The organism is Micromonospora sp. NPDC023814, assembly GCF_040639595.1.
Taxonomy (GTDB): Bacteria; Actinomycetota; Actinomycetes; order Mycobacteriales; family Micromonosporaceae; genus Micromonospora.
The window spans coordinates 1-23,931 of record NZ_JBFAAF010000090.1 but is presented as its reverse complement, the minus strand read 5'-3'; the positions used below and the strand labels follow the sequence as shown (position 1 = coordinate 23,931).

Sequence of the window (23,931 nt, the reverse complement as noted above, 5' to 3'; positions counted from 1 at the left end):
CGGGGGGGGGGGCGGGCCGGGGGCGCCCCCCCCCGCCCCGCCCCCCCCCCCCCCCCCACCACGACATGCCCGAAAGGATCAGGCCGGGCGGAGGATGCCGAGGCGTTGGGTGGCGCGGGTGAGGGCGACGTAGAGGTCACTGTGGCCGCGCGGTGACTCGGCCACGATGCGGTCGGGGTCGACCAGGAGGACCGAGTCGAATTCGAGGCCCTTGGCCTGGGCGACGGTGAGTACCACCACCCGGTTCTCCAGCTCCGGGTGCTCGCCCACGGCCGCTTCGGGCAGGGCGGCGGTGACCGCGGCGCCCAGCTCGTCGACCCGGCCGGCCGGCACGATCACCCCGAGCCGGCCGTCGTCGAGGCCGGCCGCCTCCCGGGTCGTGGCGTCGACCACCTCCGCCGCCAGCCGCTCCGGCGCCACCGCGCGGTCCCACGGCGGCACCCCGCCGGAGCGTACGGAGCGGGGCGGGCGCAGCGCCGGGTCGATCTCGGCGAGCACGTCGGCGGCGACGGCCATGATCTCGGCCGGGGTGCGGTAGCTGACGGTCAGCTCCTCCAGCCGCCAGCGCTGCGCCACGTACGGCTCCAGCGCGTCGGCCCAGGACGGCGTGCCGGCCAGCGCGCCCGTCTGCGCCACGTCCCCGACGATGGTCATCGAGCGGCTCGGGCAGCGGCGCATCAGCAACCGCCACGCCATCGGCGACAGCTCCTGCGCCTCGTCGACGATCACGTGCCCGAACGCCCAGCTCCGGTCGGCCGCGGCCCGCTGGGCGGTGGTCAGCCGTTCCGCCTCCTCCTGCCGCTCCAGCAGGCGGTCGGCGTCGATCAGGTCGGTCACGCCGAGGATCTCGCCGCCGTCGGCCTCGTCCTCCACGTCGATCGACCGGGAGCCCCGGGCGATCTCCAGCACGCCCTCGGCGTACTCCCGCTGCATGGCCCGGATCCGCTCCCGGCGCGCGGCGGCGGCCCGCTCGTCCTCGCCGAGCAGCTCGGCCGCCTCGTCCAACAGCGGCACGTCGGCCGGCGTCCAGCCGCCCGCCTCGCGGTGCAGCAGGGCGCGCTCGGCGTCGGTGAGCACGGGCGCGGCGGCGGCGATCCGCTCGGTGTCGGCGTACAGGTCGGCGAGCAGGCGCTGCGGGGTGAGCACCGGCCAGAGCAGGTCCAGGGCGGCCCGCACCTCGGGCTCCTCGCGCAGCTCGCGGCGGATCTCGGCGACGTCGGCCTCCTCCAGCAGGTTCTCCCCGCCCAGTGGGTCCGCGCCGATCCGCTCGGCGACCTGGGCCGCGAGCGCGTGGACGATCTCGACGTCGAAGAGGGCCCGGGCCAGGTTGTGTGGGCGGCCGGAGCGGCGGGCCCGGTCCCGGGCGGCGCGAACGGTCTCCGGGTCGAGCCGGAGCACCTCCTGCTGCGGCAGCTCGATCTCCAGCGGCTCGTCGGGCACCCACTGCCGGTTCCGCACGGCGGCGGCCAGCACGTCGGCCATCACCGCCCGGCCCTTCAGTGCGGCGGTCTCGGCGGGCTCGGTGCGCCGGGCGCTGACGCCGGGGAACAGGTCGCCCTGCGTCCGCAGCAGCACGCCCGTCTCGGCCAGCGCCGGCAGCACCTGCGAGATGTAGCGCAGGAACGTGGCGTTCGGGCCGACCAGCAGCACGCCACGGGTGGAGAGCTGCTGCCGGTGGGTGTAGAGCAGGTAAGCCGCGCGGTGCAGCGCCACCGCCGTCTTGCCGGTGCCCGGGCCGCCCTGCACCACGAGTACGCCCGGCAGGTCGGCCCGGATGATCCGGTCCTGCTCGGCCTGGATGGTCTCCACGATGTCGCGCATCCGGCCGGTCCGGCCGGCGTTGAGCGCGGCGAGCAGCGACGCCTCGCCGGTCAGCTCCTCGTGCGCGGTGGGGGAGGCGGTGGCGAGGTCCAGTACCTCGTCGTTGAGCGCGGTCACCTTGCGCTCCCGGGTGCGCAGGTGCCGGCGGCGGCGCACCCCCTGCGGGTTCGCGGCGGTGGCGAGGTAGAAGGCGCGGGCCGCCGGGGCGCGCCAGTCCATCAGCAGCGGGTCGTAGTCGCCGCTGGTGTCGAAGATGCCGATCCGGCCGATGTAGTGGGGGCCGCCCTCGTCGGTGTCGAGGCGGCCGAAGCAGAGGCCGTTCTCCACCGCGGCGAACTGCTCGACCTGATCGGCGTACATCCGCACCGCGCTGTCGCGCTGGGAACGGGCCTGCAGGGTGCCGCCGGTCGCCCGCAGCTCCTCGGTCAGCCGGCGGGACGCCTGCTCACGCAGCCCGTCCAGCCGACGGTAGAGCATCGAGACGTATTCCTGTTCGCGGCCGATCTCGTCGTCGGACTGCAATTCAGCGGAATCGGCGGAATGCCTTGACAAGCCGTCTCCCAATTGGTTAGTATTTCTCTCGGAACGGCTTTTGAGAGCCGTTCCTTTTTGTTGTGCCAACTGAGAAAGATACCGCGCACCGGCCGTCCGGACCAAGCGCGCCGGGCCACGTCATGCGGCGCTCCACAGACGAGTCGGGGGCCCGCCGTGTGGCGGACCCCCGATCGCTCGACTCCGCTCAGCCCTTCGCCACCTCGTAGAGCCGCTCCGGGGTCACCGCCCCGGCGATCACCCGGCCGTCGTCGGTGAGCAGCACGCTGAACAGCTTCCCGGTGAGCAGCCGCCCGCTGCCCCAGTCGCCGCTGACCGCGGGCAGCGCGCCGAGCAGCGCCGCCGCCTCGCCGGCCGGCTCGCGGCCGGCGCCCGCCGCGGGGGCCTTGGCCGGGCCGCCGGGCGCGCCGGCGCCGTCGAGCCGCGCGACCACGACCGTGCCCCAGCCCTCGCCGACCGTACGCATGTCCGGCCGCTCGCCGGCGCCCGCCCGGTCCTTGCGCGTGACGGCCGGGCGTTCCCCGACCGTCTCCTCGGTCACCTTCACCCCGGGCGGCGGGTTGAAGGCGAACTGGTCGGCGTCCGGCCGGGCGTACGACACCTCGGTGAAGGCCATCTCGAAGGCCGGCCGGTCGCTGCCGTCGGCGAAGACCTCGAAGCGCAGCGGCACCTGCTCGCGCGCGTCGATGGCGATGCGCACCTGGTGCACCAGCGAGGCGGCGTCGCGCGGCGCGAGCACCAGCTCGTACGCGTCCCGCCCGGCGACCGTGGCGGACCGGCCGACGCTCACCTCGGTGCTCGGGTCGATCGCGGCGAGGGCCCGGTCGGCCGCGTCCTGCGGCGTGGCCGGCAGCTCCGGGGCGGCGGCCTCGCCCTCGCCCTCAGGCAGGGTGCGGTGGGTGGCGGCGTTGGCCCGGCTGTCCCAGGTCCACACGTCCCGACCGTTGCGGATGACGTCCCGCTCGCCGAGGGTGTCCAGCAGGGCGATCCGCTGCCGGTCCGGGCCGGAGTGCCAGACGCGCAGCGTGTGCGTGCCGGTCAGCAGACCGGTCAGGTTGTCGCCGCCGACCAGCCCGGCCAGCGGCGGCAGGCCCAGGTCGGCGCGCTGCACGACCGTGCCGGAGAGCCCCTCCAGCCGGGAGGTCTGCAGGTCGACCAGGAGTTGGGCAGCGGTGCGCGGCGGCAGGCTCGGCTCGGCCTGGGCGGCGAACGTGCCGAGTGCGGCGCCGCCGCCGATGACGGTCACGACGGCGGTCGCCGGGACCAGCCACCGCAGGACGGGACGGCTCTTCAGGACGGACATGTGACACCTCCTGATGACATCCTGCCCGTTCGACCCTGTGAGGGTGCTGAGGACGGCGGTACGGCCACCCGTGCGGGGGTGGCACCCTTGACTGCGTGCGGGTGCTGGTGGTGGAGGACGAGTCCCGGCTGGCGTCCGCCCTGCAACGGGGGCTGCAGGCCGAGGGGTTCGCGGTGGACGTGGCGGCGACGGGCCCGGCGGGGCTCGACGCGGCGCGGCACGGCGGCTACGACGCGATGATCCTCGACGTGATGCTGCCCGGCCTCTCCGGCTACGAGGTGGTCCGCCGGCTGCGCGCCGAGGAGCGCTGGCTGCCGGTTCTCATGCTCTCGGCCAAGGACGGCGAGTACGACCAGGCCGACGGGCTGGACTGCGGTGCCGACGACTACCTCACCAAGCCCTTCTCGTACGTCGTGCTGCTGGCCCGGCTGCGGGCCCTGCTGCGCCGCGGCGCGCCCGAACGCCCCACGGTGCTCGCGGTCGGCGACCTGCGGCTCGACCCGGCCCGGCGGCGGGTGACCCGGGCCGACGCCGAGGTCGCGCTGACCGCCCGCGAGTTCGCGCTGCTGGACTACCTGATGCGCCGCCCCGGCGAGGTGGTCTCCAAGACCGAGCTGCTGGACCATGTCTGGGACGCCAGCGACGAGACCGCGCCCAACGCCGTCGAGGTCTACGTCGGCTACCTGCGGCGCAAGATCGGCCGTGAACGGCTGGAGACGGTCCGGGGCGCCGGCTACCGGCTCGCCACGTGACGGGCGAAGGAAGGGCCCCTTCCTATCGCCTCCGGTATAGGAAGGGGCCCTTGCTAACGCGGCGGCTGCGTGCCGGGCTCGGGCTGCGGGGGCGGCTGATGGTGGTCGGGGTGCTGGGCGTCTCGCTGGGACTGGCCGTCGGCGGGCTGGTCCTGCTCGGCGTACTCGGCTGGTCGCTGCAACGCGCCGTCGACACCGAGGCGTTCCGGACCGCCGACGCCGTGGCGCTGTTGGCGGCCGAGGACGCCCTGCCCGACCCCCTGCCGGTGGCCGGGGGACAGGTCCGGGTGCAGGTGGTCGACGCGCAGGGACGGGTGCGGGCCGCCTCGATCGACGCCGACCGGCTCGTGCCGATGGTCCCGCCCGACCGGATCGACGCCGGCGCGCGGCAGCGGCTGACGGTGTCGGGGGAGCGGATCGACCTGGCCGGGCCGGTCCGTGTGGTGGCCGTGCCGGCCGGCTCCGCCGCCGACCCGCTCACCGTCCTGGTGGCCCGCTCGCTGGCGGACGCGCGGCACAGCGGGCACGTCGTCCGGACCATCCTGCTGGTGAGCTTCCCGCTGCTGGTGGCCGTGCTCGCCGCCGTCGCCTGGCGGGTGGTCGGGGCCACCCTGCGCCCGGTGGAGACGCTGCGCCGGGGCGCCGAGGAGATCACCGGGCGCAACGGGGGCGGGCGGCTGCCCGTACCGGCCTCGCAGGACGAGATCCACCGGCTGGCGGTCACCCTCAACGGGATGCTGGGCCGGCTGGAGTCGGCCCGGGACCGGCAACGGGCCTTCGTCGCCGACGCCGCCCACGAGCTGCGCAGCCCGTTGGCCAACATCCGTACGGAGCTGGAGGTGGCCCGGCGGCTGGCCGACCGGACGGACTGGACCGCCGTGTCGGCGAACCTGCTCGCCGACACCGAGCGGCTCGGCCGGCTCGTCGACGACCTGCTGCTGCTGGCCCGCCTCGACGAGCGCCCGCCGGCGCGGGCCACCGGCCCGGTCGACCTGGGCGCGCTGCTCGCGTCGGTGGCCGGCCGGTACCCGTCGCCGCCGGTGCACCTCGACGCGCCGGCGGCGCCGCTGTGGACCGAGGGCGACCCCGACGAGCTGCGCCGGGTCCTGGCCAACCTGGTCGACAACGCGGTGCGGCACGCCCGGGGCGAGGTGGTGCTCGCGGCCCGGCCGGCCGGCCCCGGGGACGCCCCGGCCCCGTTCACCTCCGGCCCGGGCGGCGGCGGGCGGTCCGTCGACGGTGGGAGCGGCGGAGCCCGGTCCGCCGGCGCGGGGGGCGGCGCGGCGGCGTACCACCTGGTGACGGTGACCGACGACGGGCCCGGGATCCCGGCCGCGGACCGGGAACGGGTGTTCGGCCGGTTCACCCGGCTCGACGACGCGCGGGCGCGCGACGACGGGGGCGCCGGGCTCGGCCTGGCCATCGTGCGCGAGCTGGTCCGCCGGGCCGGCGGCCGGATCGAGCTGACCGACGCCCGGCCCGGCGGCGACGGCGGGCCGGGGCTGCGGGTGCGCCTGCTGCTGCCGGCCCTGCCCGACCCGGAGCGGCCCTGAGGGGACGCGCGCCCGTCGCCTCGCGCCGCGTCGACGGCGGCTCCAGGGACGCGGCCAGGGTGACCGGGCCGCCGCCCGGGTCTTGCCGATGCGGTCAGCGGCGGCGGGTGCAGACTTCCTGCGCCCGCGCGATCGTGTCGGTGGACCACACGACGGCGACGGTGAAGCAGTAGTCGGTGCTGCGGTTCAGCCCGTAGACGACGAAGTCGGTGGTGCCGGCGGGCAGGTTGGCGAACGCCGTCTGGGCCTGGCCGGCCCGGCCGCCCGAGATGACCACCGGGCCCTCGCCGCCGGCCGGGTACGTCCAGCGCAACGCGACGTTGTCGCGGTTGTCGCGCAGGGTGACGGCGCCCGGCGGGGTGCCGGGGGAGGCGACCGCCCCCGCCGTCGGGCCGGCAGCCGACGGGCCGGTGCCGGCCGGGGTCGAGGCGGGCGCGCCGGTCGCGGCCGGGGGCGCCGGGTCGTCGTCGCCGTCCATCCCCGCCACTCCGGCGATCACGGCCGCCGTGCCGAGCAGCACCACCGCGACGCCGCCCACGACGAGGGGCAGCAGCCGGTTGTCCCGCCCGGTCGGCGCGCGGTGCACAGGCACCGGCAGCAGCCGCGACGGCTCGTACGGCTGGTACGGCTCCTCGGGCGCGCCGTGTGGGCGGACCCGGTGCACCCCGTCGGCCTCCTCGGCGGCGCCGCCGGCCAGCGGTACGACTGACGGCGGCACGGCGCTGTCGGCGGGCCGGTCCCCGGCGTCGGGCTCCGGGGGCCACCAGCCCCGCGGCGGGTCCTCCGCCGGCTGGCGGGGCGTCGGCACCGGATGCGGCTGCCCGGCGCTCGACTCGTACGGGTCCGGCTCGTACGAGGCCGGGTCGTACGGGTCCGGCCCGGCCGGTCGGTAGCCCGGCTGCGAGGGGTGGTACGCCGTCGACGCGTCACCGGGGGGCGGGGTGCGCGCGGCCGGCACGATCGGGGCGTCCCGCCCGACGGGGGCGGTGTCGGCGCAGACGTGGTCCGGATTGGCCGCCGCCCGGGCCAGCGCCGCCACCTGCGCCGCCAGCGGATCGTCGGCCGGAAGGTGCTGCCGGCAGAGCTCCCGGGCCAGCGCCAGGTTGTCGTGCGCCTCGGCGAACTGCCCGCAGTCGCGCTGCATCGCCCCGAGCCGCGCCAGCATCTTGATGCCGCTGGGGTGCCCGTCGCCGTAGACCTCGCGGTGCAGCTCCCAGGCGTCCTGGAGCCGGTCGCGGGCCACCTGGCACTGGCCGCGCGCGTACTCCACCGTCGCCAGGTCGGCGTGGGCGGCGAGCACCCGCAGTGACTCCGGGCCGTCCAGGGCGGTCAGCTCGATGATCACTTCCTGGTAGAGCCGGGCGGCGCGGGACCAGCTCCCGACCCGGTGCAGCACCGCCGCCAGGGTGGCCGCGGCGGCCACGGTGCGCTGGTCGGAGCGCCCGTGCAGCCTGTTCGTGGCCGCGTACGCGAAGGCGGCCCAGCCCCGGGCGGAGTGCGGTTCGCCGAGGGCGACCAGCACGCGGGCCTGGAGGCTGGCGGCCTCGGCCAGCTCGGGCGTGGCGTTGGCCGGGCGCGGGTCGGCGTCGGTCAGCGCGTCGGCGAGCAGCCGCTGGGCGCCGGCGAGGTCGCCGGTGGACACCAGGTGGTGCGCCTGGTCAGTCAGTTCCCCGAAGCCGGAAGGCACGCCCCATCGTGCTCACCCGACGACGGTAAGTACAAGACCCGGACCGCAGTGGATTGGTCAGGATCCGGTCAGGTGGTCGACGAGCGCCTCGCTGATCCGGCGCAACTGGTCCACCTGGGCGGGGCTCAGCGCGTCGAACAGGTGCCGGCGTACCCCCTCGACGTGGCCGGGCGCGGCGGCGGCGAGGGTCGCGAAGCCCTCGTCGGTGAGGACGGCGATCTGGCCGCGCCGGTCGGAGGGGCACTCCTCGCGGCGGACCCAGCCGGCCGCCTCCAGCCGGGCCACGGCGTGCGAGAGCCGGCTGCGGGAGGAGCCGCTCGCCTCGGCGAGGTCGCTCATCCGCAGCCGCCGCTCCGGCGCCTCGGAGAGCCGGACCAGAATCTCGTAGTAGGCGTGCGGCATCCCGGCGTCGTGTTGCAGCTCGCGGTCGAGCGTCTCCATCAGCGCGCGGGAGGCGGTCAGGAACGCACGCCAGGTGCGCTGCTCGTCCGGGTCCAGCCAGCGGGTCATGACCACCATCATACGCCAGGTAGTTGAATGTTCAACCAAATCGCGCTAGCGTCGGTGACATGGGAATCCACCGCCTCAACCACGCCGTGCTCTACGTCAGTGACCTCGCCCGCAGCGTCGCCTTCTACCGCGACGTGCTGGGCTTCCGGCAGATCCCGATGACCCCGGACGGCTTCCGGGGCGCCGCCTTCCTCCAGGCCCCCGGCTCCACCAACGACCACGACCTCGGCCTGTTCGAGGTCGGCCAGGGCGCGCGCCGCTCCGCCGCCGGCCGCGGCACCGTCGGGCTCTACCACCTGGCCTGGGAGGTCGACACCCTCGACGAGCTGGCCGTCACCGCCGAGCGGCTCGCGGCCGCCGGCGCCCTCGTCGGCACCTCCGACCACGGCACCACCAAGAGCCTCTACGGGCAGGACCCGGACGGCCTGGAGTTCGAGGTCGTCTGGCTGGTGCCCGCCGACCGGCTCGACGACGCCGCCCTGGCCGCCCGCAAGCGGATCGGCCGGCTCGACCTGGCCGCCGAGCGGCGGCGCTACGGCGGCCAGACCCGCGGCGGGGTGGGCGTCTCCGTCCCGGCCTGAGCCGGCCGTCCCGGCGGATCCCTGCCCGGCCGGCCCCGGGCGACGCCGCCCTCCGGCCCGGGCGTCGAACCGTCCGGCCCGGGGGAGCGGCGTCCGGCCCGGGCTACGTGCGGTAGAACGGCAGCATGCCGACCGACGCCGTCCTGCGCGAGCTGCTCGTCCGACACCTGGAGACCTGGCTGCCGGGGGCGCTGCACCGCGCCCGCCGGGTCACCGTCGCCCTGGCGTACGACGACGGCGACGCCGACTCCGCCGAGGCCGCCCTGCGGGTGGTCGCCGAGTACGCCGACCGGCTGCGGGGCCGCCAGCTCACCGTGCTCGTGCTCGCCGCCGGCACCGAGGAACTGCCGGCCCGGCTCGGCGCGGTGGAGGCGGACCTGCCGGCCGAGGCCACCGTGCACCTGATGCCCGGCGGGACCGCCCGGCTGCCGGTGGCGCTCAAGGCGGCCGGCGCGACCGGCGGGCCCCTGCTGTCGTACGTGGACGGGCCCGCCGACCCGGCCGTGCTGACCGCCGCAGCGGCCGGCAGGCCGGCCGAGGTGCTGCTCGCCACCGCGCCCGGCGCGCCCGCCCGGGGCGCCCTCGCCGACGCCGGCTTCGCGCTGGCGACCGAGGTGGAGCTGGTGCCCGCCGACGGCGGGCCCGCGCGGCTGCTCGCCTTCGCGACCGGCTCGGACAAGAGCCTGGAGGCGTTCAAGGAGGCGCTCTGGGCGGTCGACGAGTTCGCCGGGGTCCGCTACCGCGACCCGGCCGACCCGGCCGGCCGGCTGCTCGACATCGCGCTGGCCCCCGAGCCCGGGCCGCTGCGCCGGGAACTGCTGGCCGAGCTGGCCCGCTCCGGCCCGCGTACGGTCACCGAACTGCGCCGGTACGCCCTGACCGCGACCGTCTACCGCTCGGCAGACGCCGTCCGGGCGCTGACCGGGCTGCTCGGGGCGGGGGAGGTGACCCGCGACCCGGAGCACGGCCGGTTCGGCGGCGACGTGGTCGTCACCGGCCGGGACGCGCGGTCGACTCCCTGACCGCGTCGACGGCTTCGCGGCCGGCCCGTTCACGCCGAACCCCTACGCGCCGGCGCCACACCTGAGCGACGGCGCGGCTCCTGCGCGACGGCGCCACCCCTCGGGCGGTGGCGGCCCGAACGCCGAGCGGGGTGCCGGTGGAGACCACCGGCACCCCGCTCGACCTCGGGACGTCACGCCCGGGACTTGTCCTGCTTCCAGGACAGCGGGCCCGGCAGGTCGACCCGGTGCGCCCTGGCCCGGGAGTTCCAGGACCAGCGACCGATCTTGATGCTCCAGGACGAGAAGCCGTTCTCGGTGAAGTTCAGGATGATCGGGCCGTACTTCTTGCGCTTGCGGAACATCAGACCCATCGCGGGGCTCCCTTCGATTCCCTTCCCTGCCCTGACGGAACCGAACATGCCCGGAGCGCCGATTTCCGAAACCGTCCCGGTCTGTCGTGGACGGTGCCCGCAGCGCCGGCAATCCCTATCCATCAGATAGGTGTTACGGGTCGGTGAACCCTGGTGCGGATGGGGAGATGACGAACACGGCGACCCCGATCTCATCTTCTGGAAGGACGTTGACCGGCCGGTGCGCCCGCCGGCAACATGAGGTCATGTCGCAGCGGGACGAGCTTCTCCTCACCGCTCGCGTGCACGTCGACCTGGTCCGGCACGCGAGCGCGCTCTGTTGAGCTGACCGGCACCACCCCGGCCTGGCTCCGTCGCCGCACCTTCGCCCGCCCGTCCGCTCGACGCGGAGCGGCGCGCGTGCCTCCCAGCCCCTCGTCGGGCTTTCCTCCACCGCACCGTGGACAGATCAGGAGACCCCCATGGACTCACCCCGTCGTACCCGTCCGCGTGCCCTCGCCGCGGCCTCCGTCACCGCCGTCAGCCGGGTGCTGGCATGAGCACCGACAAGATCCTCTTCGACCGGGTGACGAAGACCTTCCCGGCCCGCGCCGGCCGGCGTGCGTCCCCCGGCGCGGTCACCGCGCTGGACGAGGTCACCCTCGGCGTACGCCCCGGCGAGTTCCTCGTCGTCGTCGGGCCCAGCGGCTGCGGCAAGTCCACCCTGCTCGACCTGCTCGGTGGGCTGTCCCGGCCCACCGGCGGGCAGGTGCTGGTCGACGGCCGGCCGGTCACCGGGCCCGGCTTGGACCGGGGGATCGTCTCCCAGCAGTACGCGCTGCTGCCCTGGCGCACCGCCGCCGGCAACGTCGCGTTCGGACTTGAGGCCAAGGGCGTGGCCCGGGCCGAACGCGCCGACCTGGTCGCGCACCACCTGGGACTGGTGGGGCTCACCGGGTTCGCCGACCGCTACCCGCACGAGCTCTCCGGCGGCATGAAGCAGCGGGTGGCCATCGCCCGCAGCCTCGCGTACGACCCGGACGTCCTGCTGATGGACGAGCCGTTCGCCGCCCTCGACGCGCAGACCCGCGACTCGTTGCAGGACGAGCTGGTGCGGATCTGGGAGCGCACCGGCAAGACGGTCGTGTTCGTCACGCACGGCATCGACGAGGCGGTCCGCCTGGGCCGGCGGGTCGCGGTGCTGACCTCGCGGCCGGGCCGGATCAAGCAGGTCGTCGACATCGACCTCGGTGACCGCGACGCCGTGGCGGACGTCCGCTCCTCCGACGCCTTCCGCCACCACCGCCACCAGGTCTGGACGCTGCTGCGCGACGAGGTCCGCGCCGCGCAGGCCGCCCCGGCCCTGGTGCCGGCGTGACCACCGTCGAGCGTCCCCGGGCGGACGACGCCGACCTGCTGCCGGTGGACCGGGACCTGTACCGGGCGCTGCTGCGCCGGCAGGCCGCGACGGTCACGGTGGTCACCGCCGTCGCCCCGGGCACCGTCGAGCCGGCCTGCCTCGGCGGCCTCGGCGAGCCCGTCCGGGTCGGGTTCACCGCCACGTCGTTCACCTCGGTCTCGCTGGACCCGCCGCTGGTCTCGTTCTGCCTCGGCGTCGCCTCGTCGAGCTGGCCGGTGTTCGCCCGGGCCGAGCACGTCGCCGTGCACCTGCTCGGCGCCGGGCAGCGGGAGGCCGCCCGGGTCTTCGCCACCAGCGGGGTGGACCGGTTCGCCGCGTACCCGCACTGGACGCCGGGGCCGTTCGGGGTGCCGCTGCTGACCGGAGTGCTGGCCCGGCTGCTCTGCCGGATCGTGCACCGGCTGCCGGCCGGCGACCACACCCTCTTCGTCGCCGAGCCGCTCGCCCTCGGCGGCGGCGAGGACGGCGACCCGCTGCTCTACCACCGCGGCGGCTACACCGGCGCGGTCACGGCGGCGCCGGCGTGACCGGCTCGGCGGCGTCGGGCGCGGCCGGCGGACGAGTGGGCGTCCGCCGCGCGACCGCCCGGCGGGGAGCCGCTCGTGCTGCACCGAGCCGCCCAGGACCTGCTGTTGGTGGTGACCACCGGCTGACCCCGCGAGGCCACCGGGTGTCTCAGGCGTGGGCGCGGCCGACGGCGAGGACGCGGGTGACGCTGCCGTCGTCCTCGGCGATGTCGCGCTCGTGGACGAAGCCGAGCTTGCCCAGCAGCGCCAGCGAGGCGTGGTTGGCGTCGGCGACCGTCGCGTACACCCGGGGCAGGTCGAGGGTGTCGAAGCCGTACCGGACCAGGGCCCGGGCCAGCTCGGTGCCGAGGCCGGCGCCCCAGGCCGGCTTCGCCAGCGCGTAGACGAGCTCGTGGCCGTCGACCTGGTCGGTCCGCTTGATCTCGGCGTGCCCGACGTACCGGCCCTCGCGGCGGACCGCCCAGACGTCGAAGAGGTCGGCCGCGTAGACCTTGGTGAAGACCCGCCCGAACAGGGCGCCGGCCGCCTCGGCCGTCATCGGGCCGTCGCCCATGAACCGGCCCACCTCCGGGTCGGTGAAGAGAGCGACGAAGTCCTCGGCGTCGTCGGGCCCGTAGGGCTCCAGCAGCAGCCGGTCGGTGTGCAGGGTGGGGGTGGGCATCAGCGCGGCTCCCAGGCGTCGGGCAAAGCGGTCAACCTACGCACGTGGGCGGGCAGCCGGCCACTGATTATCTCCGCGAGGCTCACCTCGTCGACCACCCGTCGCACGGCCGCCCGCACCGCCACCCAGAGCCCGGGCAGGTTCTCCGCCGCGCCCTCGTAGCTGGTCTCCTCCGGGCGCAGGCCGCGGACCCCGGCCAGCGGACCCTCCACCGCGCGCAGCACCGCGCCGACGGTCACCTCCCGCGGCGGCCGGGCCAGCGTGTAGCCGCCCTCCGCGCCGCGCTGCGCCCGGACGACGCCGGCCCGCCGCAGGTCGGCCAGCACCGCCTCCAGGAACTTGCGCGGCATGCCCTGCTCCGCCGCGATGGCCTGGGTGGAAAGCAATCTGGGGTACGCGGTGGCGAGGCTCAGCGCCGCCCGTACCGCGTAGTCGCCGCGCGCGGAGATCTGCACCCCGTCATCATGCCCGGCGGAGCCCACCGAACGCGTCGGCGGGCGGACGGGGCCGGACGACCGGACCGGGCGCCGGCTGCTCACGGGCGGCCCGGAACGCGCCCGGGCTCATCCCGACCTCGCGGGTGAAGAACCGCCCGAAGTTCGTCGGCTCGGAGAAGCCCAGCCGGCGCCCGATCTGGGCGACCGGCTCGTCGGTGGCGGCCAGCAGCCGGCTCGCCTGGAGGGCCACCCGCTCGTCGACCACCTGCTTGGCGCTGCGCCCGGTCACCGCCAGGCAGGCCCGGGTGAGCGTCCGCACCGAGCAGCCCAACCGGTCGGCGTAGTCCTCGACCCGGCGGGTGTGCTGGTAGCCGCGCTCGATCTCCCGGCACAGCCGATGGAAGGTGGCGGCCTCCGCCCGCGGCACCGGACGGGGGCCGTCGGGCAGCAGGGACAGCCGGAGCAGCAGCACGGCGAGCTGGTGGCGGAGCAGGCTGCGGGCGGCGGCCAGCCCGTCGTGCCGCTGGCAGTCCACCGCGAGCTGGCTCACCTCGGTGATCACCGCGTCCTCGTCCTCGCCGGCGAGCTGGAGCCAGGCCGGGACGGCGTCCGGGTCGACGTCCAGCCCGCGCAGCGCGTCGGCGTCCCAGCGCACCACCGTGGCGTCGAGGTGCGGGCCGGCGCAGCGCAGCACCTGACCGGCGCGCACCCGCAGCAGCGTGCCGGGCCGGCAGGGCAGCGCGCGGAAGTCCAGCTCGGCGGTGCCGTGTCCGCCGGCGGTCAGGATGAGCAGGTCCCGGTCCAGCAGCACCGGACGCCGCCAACCCGGGCCGGACGCGAGGTCACCCAGGGTGAGCGTGTCGATCTCGGCTGGGGCGGTGGCAGGCGTGTCGGGCGGCGCGGGGGAGAGCTGACCGGAAGAGACCATCGCCTGCGACGGTAGCCCGGGGCGACGATCATCGCATCCCGAAGAGGGCGGGCGGGGGTTGTCCGGGCTGTCGGGGGCGGGCTACGTTACCGAGCGGTAGCGCCGTCCGGTCGCGGCACGCCCGCAGCCGGTCGCACCGGCCGGGCCGGCCGCGTTCACCCCCGGCGGTCCCGGCCGACTCGCGATGGGATGGGCATGACGGATCTGTTCTCGGTTGACGGCAAGACGGTCCTGGTCACCGGCGGCTCGCGGGGGATCGGCCTGATGATCGCCCAGGGCTTCGTCCGGGCCGGCGCGCACGTGATCATCTCGTCCCGCAAGGCTGACGTGTGCGAGGCCGTGGCCAAGGAACTCTCCGCCGAGGGGCGCTGCGAGGCCATCCCCGCCGACCTCGGCCGCGACGCGGGCGCCGAGGGCCTCGCCGCCGCCGTCCGGGAGCGCGTCGACCGGCTCGACGTGCTGGTCAACAACGCGGGCGCGACCTGGGGCGCGCCGCTGGAGGCGTACCCGGAGAGCGCGTTCGACAAGCTCTGGGCCGTCAACGTCAAGGCGGTCTTCCGGCTCACCACCGCGCTGCTGCCCGCGCTGCGGGCGTCCGCCAGCCCCGACGACCCGGCCCGCGTGATCAACATCGGCTCCGTCGACGGCATCCGGGTGCCGTTCATGGAGGTGTACGCGTACTCGGCGACCAAGGCCGCCGTGCACATGCTCACCCGCAGCCTCGCCCACCAGCTCGCCGGCGAGCAGATCACGGTCAACGCGATCGCGCCGGGGCCGTTCGAGAGCAAGATGATGGCGTTCGCGCTGGACGACCCCGCGTCCCGGGCCGCCATCGAGGGGCAGGTGCCGCTCGGGCGGATCGGCCGGCCCGAGGACATGGCCGGCACCGCGATCTACCTGTCGTCCCGCGCCGGGGCGTACCTCACGGGCGCGGTGATCCCGGTCGACGGCGGCATCACCACGCACGGCTGAGCCCGGCCCTGGGCGGGAGGTCTGCCCGCGTACCCCCTGGTGGGCCGGAGCCGCGCGGACTCGGCAGATCCGCGCGGCCCCGGATGGCCCGTCTTGCCGGTTTCTCAGCGGCCGGCGAGCAGCCGGTTCACCGCGGTGTCGACGTCCAGGTGCTCGGCCTCGCGGCCGCGCGGGACGACGACGTAGGTTCGCCGCAGGAAGCGCACCAGGACGCTGCGCGGCACCTCGAAGAGGGCGTTGCCGTCGGGCGACGACAGCGCCAGGGCGACGAAGTCCCCGCGCGGGGTGGCCCAGGGCCAGACCCGCACGTCGCCGATGCCGGCCGGCTCGTCGAGGCCGGTGACCAGCAGCTCCCGGGCGAAGGACCAACTGACCGCCTCGCCACCGGCCGATTCGGCGTGGAACAGGACATGGACCGCATACGGATCAGCAGGGTCGTAACGCAGACTGGCACGCACCGGCAAGGCCGTGGCGTCAGGTGCGACGAGCCTTAGCGACGTCTCGACCTCTACGGTCGTCGGTCGGATGACACTCATGGACGATCTCCCCCCGGCACCGCTGCGGAACGCGCGTGTCCCGCTTTTCCCATACTCAGGTGCTACTCCTGGCTACGCTCCGCCATACGCTGACTTCACCCAGTGGTGGGAAGGGGGTCGGAAAGTCCGCGTGAATGTGAGGATTCATGTAGGGTTTTCCGGTTCTGCCCAGTGCGTGATCCCGCCCGGCATCGGGTGGTTCAGTCGTCGACTTACTCCGGTAACGTCCAGTCGACCGTTGCAGTGACGGGCGCGCGCCACACTGGGGGAGGAAATGGTCACGAAACGATCCTCAGTGGATCCGATGGCCGCGCCGGGCGGGCCGAAAGTCGCGGTCCGGGCAGCCGAAAAGCGGGGGTACGGGGTGCCGATGGAGCAGCAGGGCCGGTCAGGTCGGACGCCGGTCGACCGGGGTGGCGCCAACGGAACCGCGCTGGCCGAGCGGCGGCGCCGTCCGCGCTGGCGGCAGCGGCTGGCCACCACCCTCGACCTGATCCGGGCCAACCCGACCGGCCGGGTCGCCCTCAAGATCTTCATCGCCATCGCCGGCGCACTGGTGGTGACCATCGGCATCGCCCTCATCCCGCTGCCCGGGCCGGGCTGGCTGCTGGTGATCGCCGGCCTCGGCATCTGGGCCGTCGAGTTCCACTGGGCTCGCCGGCTGCTCGGCTTCACCCGCCGACACGTGCACAACTGGACGCAGTGGGTGAAGGACCAGTCGCTGGCCGTACGCTTCGTGCTCGGCACCGTCGGCCTGGTCTTCGTCGGCACGGTGGTCTGGCTGTCGCTCAAGTACAGCTTCGGTATCGACGTGATCGCCGAGGCCCTGCACTACCTCGCGACGAACTGACGTGCCGCGGCGGCGACCCCGACGTGCCGTGGCAGGGGGGTGGTGGGGCGGCGGTCGAGACCCCGGCGACGCGCGGACCCCGGATTTCCGGTCCGGTCCCTCGATCAGGTAGAGTCATCGGCGCTGAGGGCGATTAGCTCAGCGGGAGAGCGCTTCGTTCACACCGAAGAGGTCACTGGTTCGATCCCAGTATCGCCCACGCAGGTCAAAGGCCACTTCCCGGAAACGGGAGGTGGCCTTTCTGCTGCCGTACAGCAGTGAAGTACAGCAACGGCGTCAGTGGCCGAGGTGAGTCACCGAGGCGTTTGAGGGCGTCTCTGGTCGCCTTGGTCGATACCTGGTTGTAGATCACCCCTGCCGCCGGGATGACTTCTCCTGCCTCGCTGTCGGCGAGGAAGCGCCGAGTCGGGTCGAGATCGTCCGGCCCAGTGTCGGCCCAACTAGCGATGATCGATTGGCGGCGACCTGCGAGGCACACGCGGTTTAGGGTGCGACGGCTGAAGTCGCGCGCTGGTAGCCTGACGCGTCTCGCGCAAGAGGTGGAGTCTGCCCGGTGCTCAGGATGGTGCTACGTAGGCCAGTCGCTGTGGTGGCCGTCTGCTTGGTGACCGCGTGCGGTTTCTCAACGGCTCACACAGCAGATCGACCAGCGGGCGAGACGATCCCCTCCACGGCGCAGGCGACGGGCTCGGCCACAGCCACGAAGCCATCTTTCCCAACAGTTCCGGCGACCGGCGGATCCGGCTACTCCGCGACGCTGTCCGCACGCTTGGTGACCACGGACTCGGTGCCGCCCGGATTCACCGTGGAGATCGCGACAGCCATGCCGACCGATGCTGGAGATCAACCCTCAGGCGTCGGCGTGTCCTGCTCGGACAGCATGATCCCGCTGCTGTCGGCCACGCGGCTAACCGGGACTCCGTCAGCGATGGCCGCAGCCACCCTAAGCTATGACGCGGATCCCGATGACCTCTGGGTGGGAAACGAAGTCCTCAGGACCTACGCAGATGACGGTGCACAACGAGCAATGGCCGACCTGCGAACCTTCATCGGCCGTTGTCCCACCATCGTCGTGTCGTCCGGCCTTGGCATCGGCGACAGGTACCGCTTCGCAGTGGCACCAGGGCCGCAGTTGGGCGATGACAGTGTCCACGTCAGCTGCAGCTCGACGTCCGGTTCTGGCACGCTGGAATGCGACAGCATACTCGTCCGGATCGGAACCACTTTGGTGGTCGTCCAGGAGCAGGGCAACAAACCTGGCGGCAACAAATACCTCACCCAGCTCGCCGAAGCTGCGCTCCGCAGATTCCAGACGACCGGATCCTGAATGGCCCTACGCGTCCCCGTGGCCAGGGCCGTTTGCGACCCGAGTGGCGGGACGTCCCCGGACGACGGGGGGACTGTTTGTGCAGGTGAGCGGCTGTGGCACTGCGGGTCAAGGTCGCGGGACGCCATGGATCGCCTTGGCCGTCAGCATGGCCGCCTCCGCTAGTCTTTGCGGATGGCTGTCCGGGCGGGTCGTGGTGGTCGATGGCGGGCGCCTGTGAAACCTAGGCCGCCGTCGTCGTTGGAACTAGCCACCGAGGACCACGATCTTGAGAATGAGGCCACGTTCCGACGGCTAGGTTTCTTTGACCTTGACTTGTCGGGGCGGTCGGCGGATGGCGTGGAGTTCGAGCAGTGCCGGTTCAAAGGCTCGGACCTGAGCGGTACGCAGCTCGACGGGGCAGCGTTCACGGACTGCCTGTTCGAGAGCACGAACCTGGCAAATCTGCGGGCGGAGAAATCATCGATGATCCGCGCACGGCTGTCGACCTTGCGGATGACGGGCGTGCATTGGATCAACGGGGCGTTACGGGATGTGACGATCTCGGAGTGCCGGCTTGACCTGTCGTCGTTCCGCTTTACGGACTTCTCCAGCGTGGTGTTCGAGGGGTGCAACCTGACCCGGGCGGACTTCCAGAACGCGGACCTGAGCGGTGTCCGGTTCACGAACTGTGATCTGACTGGCGCGCAGTTCTCGCAGGCGACGATGGAGGGGACTCGGTTCGCGAACTGCGTCCTCGTCGGGATCGGTGGGGTGACGAGCATGGGCGGCGCGGTCGTCGCCCATCAAGATCTTGTTGCCTTGTCGTACACCCTGGCCGGCGCGCTGGGGATCCGCATCGAGGATGCCGAGGAAGAGTGATCACCTGCGGTGCCGGCTCAGCGCCGTCCGTCAGCAACAAGTCAGCGGTCCATGATCGTCGGTCGATGCAGCAGACCCGGCGTGTGGTTTCCGTCTGGCAGCAAGCGACTGCTGCGGCCGGCCTGGCTGGGTCAGTTGATCAGTGGGCCTCGGCGAGTGGGGGAAGGCAACGCGGTTATTGGTAGCCCGCTGACGAAGGCAGCCGCACCGAGGTAGGCCAGCGGCCGGAAGAGGATGAACGTGTACCCGATCCAGGCAGGTTCGGCCGGATGATCGGGTGTGAAGTAGCTGGCAACCAGGGTCACGGCGCTCAGTGCCGTGGCGGGGAAGAGGGCGAGGAGACCTGCGCCGCAGACGACGACGGTGAGGGTTCGCCGCGCCGGGGTGGATTCTTGGACGCGCCGGAACACCCATGCCGCCAGCAGCCAGCCTGCAAGACCGCCGGCAAGTAGACCGGCTGTGGTCAACGGCAGTACGACGGCGGGTGTGGTGCGGGCGACGGCGATCTGCAGCCCGTAGTGGGACTCGTCGAGGTAGCCCTCTGAGAAGACCTCCACCAGCCACCCGTCCCGGTGAAGCGCAGTCTCAGGGCAGCAACCGGACGTCTGCTTGGCCGCCGGAAGCCATCCAGCCGCCCGCATCCGTTCGTCCGCTGCCTCTACGACCTGCTGCGGGGGTTTGTTGTGGAGGTAGGTGAACTGGAAGAAGACCTTCCCCGCCCGATACTCGTCGGTGCCGCCCACCACGTAGGTCCATCGGGGATCGCTGTACTCCGGGTTGTTGTCGAAGATGAAGTCCCAGCGCTGTGGCTGCGCCGACGCCTCTGGCGGCAAGACCGGCTGGACCATCTGCAGCACCTCGGCGTTGCTCGGCAGGGGTGGCGCGGTCTGCCAGCCCAGATAGCTGCCGAACGCCCCCAGGGCCACTGCCGCGAACGTGGCGGCGGAGATCGCGGCAAGAATCCCGGCCGCTCCCCACACCCGGAACCGGAAGCGGATTCCACCGGTGAGCAGGTCCAGGACCTCCGCACGGCTGGGCCGGACCCGGTCGGCCGGAGCGGCGTCCAGCAAGGTGGTCACCAGCTCGGCACCGTGCCGGCGCCTGTAGGACCGCGGGTAGGTCAGCAACAACCTGCGGTAATGGCATGCGAGCCTCGCCCGGTCGCTCTGTTCTGACATCCGACTTCCTTACCGGTTCGTGAAACGACTGGACGAGGCGTATCAAGAGGGAAGCAGACCTGGCAGCGGTGCCCACCCGGCCAGACGCTCCACAGCAACCTCGGAGTTACGACGTAACCGGGCAGCCTCCTGCCGCAGGGCAGCACCCCCGCGTTCCGTGAGCCCGTAGTAGCGCCGCACCCGACCGTCGACCGCATCCTCACGATCAACCGCGATCAGCCCCTCAGCGGTCAACCGGTCCAATGCTGCGTACAAGGTGCCGGCGCTCAGCTTCACCCGGCCGCCGGACAGCTCCGCCACCTGCCGCATCACGCCATAGCCGTGCAGGGGTGGCCCGGCCAGCGCTGCCAGGATCAAGAAGGTGGGTTCCCTCATGGTCACAGCCGCAATATACAGATGATCGATATAGTCGGGAAGCTTCCAGGGTGCGACCGCCAGGGTTCGGAATCTGGCGGTCGCACGCCACAACAGCCCGTAGCCAGCGAGCCGGGGGATCATGTAACCCATCAAGCGGAGCCAACATGTAACGCAACAGAGGGACTACGACAGGTCGGCTGCCGGCGGTCTGGGAGGACTTTCTGTGCATCTATTCAAGGCGGCCCTTGGCGGGCCGCACGCGCCGCCGCCTGGGCGCGCGCCGGCCGCTGCCGCTGTCGCTCTGCGGCCGTCACGCCTGATGCCCGGCGGCTACCAGATCCTGAAAGGTTAGGTTGAGCCGGGTTCGAGGGTCAGGCCGGTATGGGCGAGGAAGCTGTCGAGTAGGTCGGGGCGGTACTGGATGCGCTTGAGCCGGTTCTTGATGATCGCGAGGAGATGGTCGACGCCGGTGACGGCGAGGTTGCCGATGCTGCGCTTGAGGTGTGACCACACGCCCTCGGTGGGATTGAGGTCCGGGGCGTAGGCGGGCAACCGGATCACGGTCAGCCAGTCCCGGCCGGCGATCAACTGGCGCATCGCTGCGCTGGTGTGGGTGTTGAGGTTGTCCCAGACCAGCACGATCGGGCCGCCGAGCTGCTGGTGTGCGGCATCCAGCAGGGCGATGTAGTCGGTCTCGGCGAAGCTGCGCCGCTCACCCTTACGACCCCGGTGGGTGATGGTGCGGTAGATCAACCGGGGCCGCCGGCCGGGCTTGTAGCAGGTCAGACCCGCGATCGAGACCCGGCCGGAGCCCTTGCCGGACACCGGCACGACCGGCGTGATGCCGCGTCGGCCCCACGTGCGTGCCTTGGGTGGGCGCAGCGTCTGACCGGCCTCGTCCTCGAAGCAGATCCACGCCCTGCGCTGCGCCGCTACCGTTTTCCCGCCGGCCACACCTCCCGCCGCCACGTCATCACCGCGCCCTCGTCGCGTTCCACCGGCCGATGCTTCGGGACCTGCACCGACCAGCCGATGCGGTGCAGCAGGTACGACGTGCCGCGCAGCGTGTACCGGGTGCGGAACATCCGTGCGATCAGGTCCGACACCCGCGCCAAGGTCCAGCGTTGATCGTCACCGAAGCCGTGCGCGGCCGGCCCCTCATCCAACGCTTCGGCCAGCCGTCGCAGCCGAGGCTCATCCAGGCGACACCGCGACCCACCGGGCCCTTTCGACGCAAGGGCGTCCTCGCCTCCAGCCCGCCACTGCTGCCGCCAGCCGTACACCGCGGTCTGCGACACCCGCAACCGCGCCGCGATCTCTGGCACCGACACACCCTCGGCGAACCACCCGGCCGCTTGCCGCCGCACCGCCTCACGCTTGGCCCGCCGCCGCGCCGACAGACCACCACCATCGGGATACCTCATACCACCGGGCACTACTCATGATCGGCAGGATCACGCCACCACAGTGGACCAAGCTGACCATTCAAGATCTGTAGCGCGGAAAGCGGGGAGCCCGGAGGGCCGCCGCCGAACGACAGGCCGTTGACCGGTGTGGTGGTGGGCCGGCAGCCGGCCGGGCCGCGCGGCCAAGAGCCCGCGCGGCGTAGGGGAGCGCACGCCGGCCGCGTCGGCGAGCTGGCGGCGGTCGCGGGGTGGCGGTTACTGCGCCTCCGGCGGGGGCGCTCCGGCTCCAGGATGGCCGGGGCTACGCCGGCGCGTTGCGGTCCGTGGGTGGTTGCGGTAGGCCATCCCGCCTGCCATCGACCCGGGCGAGCCGAGCAGACCACCGCCCGACCCGCCAGCGCCCGTACGAGCCGTCAAGGTCCGCTTGACGTGGCGGGCCGGGCGGCGGCCCGCTCCCAAGAGGCGGGTCGACGGCAGACGGGATGGCGAGCCGGTTGCTGGTTGCTGCGCCAACGGGCATAGATGATCTATGGTGCCTGACATGGACGCAACGGCTGCCCAGCCGATGGAGGCCCTCATGATTCTGCGTGAATTCCTGTATGTCGACACGGACAAGGTCAAGTCGTTGGTAGCTCAGATGGATGGAGGGGTAGTCGAGGAGGTGAAGGAAACACAGAAAAAAGAAGGCAAAGGCGGGATCGGAGTAAGGGGATTTGCCACTCGCGAGGGTGTCTGGAGCAAAGAGGAGAGCGCCAGCAAGTCGGCCGCTGATGCCGTCTTTCCAACGCTGGAGGACGAACTCTATTCACAGGGCTATCTGGCCGACATTTCGGACGACCTGAGCGCACTTACCGAGGAGACATTCGACCAGTTCGGCAGCTCGTATCCGCCTGGTTCCATTGTGCGTATTACCGCGCCCGGTCGACTGTTTGATGCTAGGTATGTGACTCAAGTTCTAGCAGGTATCAGCGCCGTCGTTAACGGCCTGGTGACGTTTGACCCGAGTATCCTAACAGCGAAAACTTCACAACAGGGAAGAGGTGGGAGTCAGCAGCGGAGTTCGCGCGCAAGCAAGGAAAGGGCGAAAGTAGGCGATGACAGTAGCCAGCTAGAGGACGCTATTCTTGAGTACCCCGAAATCGGGGCCCTCGGTAGCACTACGGCTGAACACTTGCGTGCCATTGTGCAGATTTCTCGGGGCATGTTCAACCCCGGACTGCATATGCACATCAGCGCGGGGGCGGATGCCAGGGTCGCCATTACTGCGCGCCTCCAGGAAGGTCGTCGGTTTTTGGACAGCGACGCTGAGATCCTTTTTGCTCGCTACGGAACTGAAGCACAAGACTGGACAATCGTGGGGACCATCGGGACATTTGCCCATGAGGTTAATTCTCAACGGAACGCATCATTCGTTGACGAGCGAACGTCGAGGATCAGTCGCGCTGAAACGTTGAGAACCATTAACGACGTGATGCGTGAAGTGGGAGCAGTGGGAATGGCGGACTTTCCTCGCTACCCCGGATTCTCGATCGTTCCATTTGCTGTCTATCGGCCAATTGGAAGATTGAGGAGTTACGAAGGTTCAGTATCTTCGGGAATCGTATAACGTGCTTAGATAACTGACGCTCAGGCTTTGTTGGCCAGGGCGCTGTGAGGAGGTTGCCGTTGCCGAACGTTCGGGGACGGAAGGACGGTCCTGCCAGCAGCCGGGTGACTAGTTGAGTGACGATCGGCGCGGACGGCAGCGGACAAGCATGGACGATGGCGGACCGTGTTTCCAGGTCAAGGGCCGTAGAGCAGCAGCTCACGTGGCGGTGCTAGTTGCCTGGGGGTCAAGCGCGGCGGCCTCACTCATGTGAACTGCATGGTTCAGTCGCGGTCCCAGTCGGTCGAAGCGCTCAGCGTTGCCGGGACTTTGTCGACCAGCTCTCGCGGTCCCTCGATCAACCAGGTGCGTACACAGCAGCCGCAGCCGCCCTGCGAGACTGAGGTCAGCTTCTCCCGGTGGCTCGCAATCCAAGCTTCGGCCTCAGCAACCTCGCGTCCGTCATCAACGCGAGCCATCATGCTAAATCGAGACATGGTGACACCGTAGTGGCGGCCGGCGCCCTGCCCGGCCGGGTTGGGCCAGCTGTCGACAGCAACGATGACAGCAACGGGCTGGGACGCGGGCAGCCGCCGGCCGACGGGCGCGAACAGTCGTCCGAGGTCGCGGACACGGACGGACGCCGCCAGACGGAGCGCCCAGAACTTGCAAGCGAGGGGGTGACTGATCAGGTGGTCGTTCCGGTTGCGGGTAGCCAGGGACGGCCGGTGGCGAGTTCGGTGAGGGCGTGCATGATGTTGCGGCCGTGCGCG

At 72.3% G+C, this 23,931-nt stretch carries 26 protein-coding genes and 1 tRNA gene; 13 read left to right on the top strand and 14 right to left on the bottom strand.

Translation table 11 applies throughout. From position 1 onward, the window contains the following. Positions 1-78 precede the first annotated feature (78 nt). Both AB0G14_RS31085 and AB0G14_RS31080 read right to left on the bottom strand, forming a co-directional pair. Complete coding sequence (locus tag AB0G14_RS31085) at positions 79-2,298, bottom strand: ATP-binding domain-containing protein (protein ID WP_357703554.1); 2,220 nt, start codon at positions 2,296-2,298, stop codon at positions 79-81. Between the two features lie 262 nt (positions 2,299-2,560). Next, a complete protein-coding gene (locus AB0G14_RS31080; protein ID WP_357703543.1) occupies positions 2,561-3,676 on the bottom strand; it encodes a sigma-E factor regulatory protein RseB domain-containing protein in 1,116 nt (371 codons plus the stop codon). Positions 3,677-3,771: 95 nt separating this feature from the next. Between AB0G14_RS31080 and AB0G14_RS31075 the strand changes: the two genes are divergently transcribed. Together AB0G14_RS31075 and AB0G14_RS31070 are read left to right on the top strand one after the other, a co-directional pair. After that, on the top strand, positions 3,772-4,428 hold the full coding sequence (locus AB0G14_RS31075; RefSeq protein WP_357703541.1) for a response regulator transcription factor: 657 nt from the start codon (positions 3,772-3,774) through the stop codon (positions 4,426-4,428). A gap of 98 nt (positions 4,429-4,526) precedes the next feature. Next, the gene (locus AB0G14_RS31070; RefSeq protein WP_357703551.1) at positions 4,527-5,981 is read left to right on the top strand and encodes an ATP-binding protein; all 1,455 of its coding nucleotides are present in this window, start codon (positions 4,527-4,529) and stop codon (positions 5,979-5,981) included. 94 nt (positions 5,982-6,075) lie between these two features. Here the strand turns inward: AB0G14_RS31070 and AB0G14_RS31065 are convergent, their stop codons facing one another. Further along, entirely contained in the window at positions 6,076-7,668 is a 1,593-nt protein-coding gene (locus tag AB0G14_RS31065) for a tetratricopeptide repeat protein (RefSeq protein ID WP_357703539.1), read from the bottom strand. A 57-nt stretch (positions 7,669-7,725) separates the two neighbouring features. Further along, entirely contained in the window at positions 7,726-8,187 is a 462-nt protein-coding gene (locus AB0G14_RS31060) for a MarR family transcriptional regulator (RefSeq protein WP_357703536.1), read from the bottom strand. A 50-nt stretch (positions 8,188-8,237) separates the two neighbouring features. Between AB0G14_RS31060 and AB0G14_RS31055 the strand changes: the two genes are divergently transcribed. Then, positions 8,238-8,759 carry a VOC family protein gene (locus tag AB0G14_RS31055; protein ID WP_350706671.1) on the top strand — a complete coding sequence of 174 codons (522 nt, stop codon included), beginning with the start codon at positions 8,238-8,240 and terminating at the stop codon, positions 8,757-8,759. 125 nt (positions 8,760-8,884) lie between these two features. Beyond that, positions 8,885-9,781, top strand: a complete 897-nt coding sequence (locus AB0G14_RS31050; protein ID WP_357703532.1) for a hypothetical protein — start codon at positions 8,885-8,887, stop codon at positions 9,779-9,781. Positions 9,782-9,954: 173 nt separating this feature from the next. Here AB0G14_RS31050 and AB0G14_RS31045 read toward each other — a convergent pair whose 3' ends face one another. Then, positions 9,955-10,134 (bottom strand): DUF4236 domain-containing protein, encoded by a 180-nt coding sequence (locus AB0G14_RS31045; RefSeq protein WP_350706667.1) that lies wholly within the window; start codon positions 10,132-10,134, stop codon positions 9,955-9,957. Positions 10,135-10,301: 167 nt separating this feature from the next. Between AB0G14_RS31045 and AB0G14_RS31040 the strand changes: the two genes are divergently transcribed. From AB0G14_RS31040 to AB0G14_RS31030, 3 genes are all read left to right on the top strand, one after another. Continuing rightward, a complete protein-coding gene (locus AB0G14_RS31040) occupies positions 10,302-10,457 on the top strand; it encodes a putative leader peptide (protein WP_357703529.1) in 156 nt (51 codons plus the stop codon). Positions 10,458-10,669: 212 nt separating this feature from the next. Then, positions 10,670-11,491 (top strand): ABC transporter ATP-binding protein, encoded by an 822-nt coding sequence (locus tag AB0G14_RS31035; protein WP_357703527.1) that lies wholly within the window; start codon positions 10,670-10,672, stop codon positions 11,489-11,491. Then, a complete protein-coding gene (locus AB0G14_RS31030; protein ID WP_357703524.1) occupies positions 11,488-12,060 on the top strand; it encodes a flavin reductase family protein in 573 nt (190 codons plus the stop codon). Before AB0G14_RS31035 ends, AB0G14_RS31030 begins: the two co-directional genes overlap by 4 nt. A gap of 148 nt (positions 12,061-12,208) precedes the next feature. Here AB0G14_RS31030 and AB0G14_RS31025 read toward each other — a convergent pair whose 3' ends face one another. Genes AB0G14_RS31025 through AB0G14_RS31015 form a run of 3 tightly spaced genes read right to left on the bottom strand, consistent with a single transcriptional unit; the run spans position 12,209 to position 14,086 of the window. Beyond that, on the bottom strand, positions 12,209-12,721 hold the full coding sequence (locus AB0G14_RS31025) for a GNAT family N-acetyltransferase (RefSeq protein ID WP_357703522.1): 513 nt from the start codon (positions 12,719-12,721) through the stop codon (positions 12,209-12,211). Next, on the bottom strand, positions 12,721-13,176 hold the full coding sequence (locus tag AB0G14_RS31020; protein WP_357703520.1) for an Rrf2 family transcriptional regulator: 456 nt from the start codon (positions 13,174-13,176) through the stop codon (positions 12,721-12,723). The genes AB0G14_RS31025 and AB0G14_RS31020 overlap by 1 nt, the downstream gene beginning before the upstream one ends. Positions 13,177-13,183: 7 nt before the next feature. Beyond that, on the bottom strand, positions 13,184-14,086 hold the full coding sequence (locus AB0G14_RS31015) for an AraC family transcriptional regulator (protein ID WP_357703518.1): 903 nt from the start codon (positions 14,084-14,086) through the stop codon (positions 13,184-13,186). 195 nt (positions 14,087-14,281) lie between these two features. On the opposite strand from AB0G14_RS31015, the gene AB0G14_RS31010 reads away from it, so the two are divergent. After that, positions 14,282-15,058 (top strand): SDR family oxidoreductase, encoded by a 777-nt coding sequence (locus AB0G14_RS31010; protein WP_357703516.1) that lies wholly within the window; start codon positions 14,282-14,284, stop codon positions 15,056-15,058. 104 nt (positions 15,059-15,162) lie between these two features. On the opposite strand, the gene AB0G14_RS31005 is transcribed toward AB0G14_RS31010, so the two are convergent. Beyond that, the gene (locus tag AB0G14_RS31005; protein ID WP_007457244.1) at positions 15,163-15,594 is read right to left on the bottom strand and encodes an SsgA family sporulation/cell division regulator; all 432 of its coding nucleotides are present in this window, start codon (positions 15,592-15,594) and stop codon (positions 15,163-15,165) included. A gap of 304 nt (positions 15,595-15,898) precedes the next feature. Here AB0G14_RS31005 and AB0G14_RS31000 point away from each other — a divergent pair, with 304 nt between their 5' ends. The 4 genes from AB0G14_RS31000 (at position 15,899) to AB0G14_RS30985 (ending at position 18,632) form a co-directional block, all read left to right on the top strand. Next, the gene (locus AB0G14_RS31000) at positions 15,899-16,444 is read left to right on the top strand and encodes a TIGR02611 family protein (RefSeq protein ID WP_357703549.1); all 546 of its coding nucleotides are present in this window, start codon (positions 15,899-15,901) and stop codon (positions 16,442-16,444) included. 127 nt (positions 16,445-16,571) lie between these two features. Beyond that, positions 16,572-16,643, top strand: a tRNA-Val gene (locus AB0G14_RS30995). Between the two features lie 573 nt (positions 16,644-17,216). Further along, positions 17,217-17,771 (top strand): hypothetical protein, encoded by a 555-nt coding sequence (locus tag AB0G14_RS30990; protein WP_357703513.1) that lies wholly within the window; start codon positions 17,217-17,219, stop codon positions 17,769-17,771. Between the two features lie 174 nt (positions 17,772-17,945). Beyond that, a complete protein-coding gene (locus tag AB0G14_RS30985; RefSeq protein WP_357703510.1) occupies positions 17,946-18,632 on the top strand; it encodes a pentapeptide repeat-containing protein in 687 nt (228 codons plus the stop codon). Between the two features lie 131 nt (positions 18,633-18,763). On the opposite strand, the gene AB0G14_RS30980 is transcribed toward AB0G14_RS30985, so the two are convergent. The 4 genes from AB0G14_RS30980 to AB0G14_RS30965 form a co-directional block, all read right to left on the bottom strand. Further along, positions 18,764-19,711, bottom strand: coding sequence for a hypothetical protein (locus tag AB0G14_RS30980; RefSeq protein ID WP_357703508.1), 948 nt, complete (start codon positions 19,709-19,711; stop codon positions 18,764-18,766). Between the two features lie 141 nt (positions 19,712-19,852). Continuing rightward, entirely contained in the window at positions 19,853-20,185 is a 333-nt protein-coding gene (locus AB0G14_RS30975; RefSeq protein WP_357703546.1) for a PadR family transcriptional regulator, read from the bottom strand. 330 nt (positions 20,186-20,515) lie between these two features. After that, on the bottom strand, positions 20,516-21,136 hold the full coding sequence (locus tag AB0G14_RS30970) for a transposase (protein ID WP_357703506.1): 621 nt from the start codon (positions 21,134-21,136) through the stop codon (positions 20,516-20,518). Next, the gene (locus AB0G14_RS30965) at positions 21,100-21,591 is read right to left on the bottom strand and encodes a winged helix-turn-helix domain-containing protein (RefSeq protein WP_357703504.1); all 492 of its coding nucleotides are present in this window, start codon (positions 21,589-21,591) and stop codon (positions 21,100-21,102) included. Before AB0G14_RS30965 ends, AB0G14_RS30970 begins: the two co-directional genes overlap by 37 nt. A gap of 523 nt (positions 21,592-22,114) precedes the next feature. Here AB0G14_RS30965 and AB0G14_RS30960 point away from each other — a divergent pair. Then, positions 22,115-23,179, top strand: coding sequence for a hypothetical protein (locus tag AB0G14_RS30960; protein ID WP_357703501.1), 1,065 nt, complete (start codon positions 22,115-22,117; stop codon positions 23,177-23,179). A gap of 263 nt (positions 23,180-23,442) precedes the next feature. Here the strand turns inward: AB0G14_RS30960 and AB0G14_RS30955 are convergent. Further along, positions 23,443-23,931: hypothetical protein (locus AB0G14_RS30955; RefSeq protein WP_357703499.1), on the bottom strand; the 489-nt coding region annotated here is incomplete at its 5' end.

What these genes read in the sequence shown, in the direction of transcription:
- AB0G14_RS31085 (WP_357703554.1), bottom strand. Translation starts at nt 2,298, where the DNA reads ATGCTCTACCGTCGGCTGGACGGGCTGCGTGAGCAGGCGTCCCGCCGG.
- AB0G14_RS31080 (WP_357703543.1), bottom strand. Translation starts at nt 3,676, where the DNA reads ATGTCCGTCCTGAAGAGCCGTCCCGTCCTGCGGTGGCTGGTCCCGGCG.
- AB0G14_RS31070 (WP_357703551.1), top strand. Translation starts at nt 4,527, where the DNA reads ATGGTGGTCGGGGTGCTGGGCGTCTCGCTGGGACTGGCCGTCGGCGGG.
- AB0G14_RS31060 (WP_357703536.1), bottom strand. Translation starts at nt 8,187, where the DNA reads ATGGTGGTCATGACCCGCTGGCTGGACCCGGACGAGCAGCGCACCTGG.
- AB0G14_RS31055 (WP_350706671.1), top strand. Translation starts at nt 8,238, where the DNA reads ATGGGAATCCACCGCCTCAACCACGCCGTGCTCTACGTCAGTGACCTC.
- AB0G14_RS31050 (WP_357703532.1), top strand. Translation starts at nt 8,885, where the DNA reads ATGCCGACCGACGCCGTCCTGCGCGAGCTGCTCGTCCGACACCTGGAG.
- AB0G14_RS31045 (WP_350706667.1), bottom strand. Translation starts at nt 10,134, where the DNA reads ATGGGTCTGATGTTCCGCAAGCGCAAGAAGTACGGCCCGATCATCCTG.
- AB0G14_RS31040 (WP_357703529.1), top strand. Translation starts at nt 10,302, where the DNA reads ATGACGAACACGGCGACCCCGATCTCATCTTCTGGAAGGACGTTGACC.
- AB0G14_RS31035 (WP_357703527.1), top strand. Translation starts at nt 10,670, where the DNA reads ATGAGCACCGACAAGATCCTCTTCGACCGGGTGACGAAGACCTTCCCG.
- AB0G14_RS31025 (WP_357703522.1), bottom strand. Translation starts at nt 12,721, where the DNA reads ATGCCCACCCCCACCCTGCACACCGACCGGCTGCTGCTGGAGCCCTAC.
- AB0G14_RS31015 (WP_357703518.1), bottom strand. Translation starts at nt 14,086, where the DNA reads ATGGTCTCTTCCGGTCAGCTCTCCCCCGCGCCGCCCGACACGCCTGCC.
- AB0G14_RS31010 (WP_357703516.1), top strand. Translation starts at nt 14,282, where the DNA reads ATGACGGATCTGTTCTCGGTTGACGGCAAGACGGTCCTGGTCACCGGC.
- AB0G14_RS31005 (WP_007457244.1), bottom strand. Translation starts at nt 15,594, where the DNA reads ATGAGTGTCATCCGACCGACGACCGTAGAGGTCGAGACGTCGCTAAGG.
- AB0G14_RS31000 (WP_357703549.1), top strand. Translation starts at nt 15,899, where the DNA reads ATGGCCGCGCCGGGCGGGCCGAAAGTCGCGGTCCGGGCAGCCGAAAAG.
- AB0G14_RS30985 (WP_357703510.1), top strand. Translation starts at nt 17,946, where the DNA reads ATGGCTGTCCGGGCGGGTCGTGGTGGTCGATGGCGGGCGCCTGTGAAA.
- AB0G14_RS30975 (WP_357703546.1), bottom strand. Translation starts at nt 20,185, where the DNA reads ATGAGGGAACCCACCTTCTTGATCCTGGCAGCGCTGGCCGGGCCACCC.
- AB0G14_RS30965 (WP_357703504.1), bottom strand. Translation starts at nt 21,591, where the DNA reads ATGAGGTATCCCGATGGTGGTGGTCTGTCGGCGCGGCGGCGGGCCAAG.
- AB0G14_RS30960 (WP_357703501.1), top strand. Translation starts at nt 22,115, where the DNA reads ATGGACGCAACGGCTGCCCAGCCGATGGAGGCCCTCATGATTCTGCGT.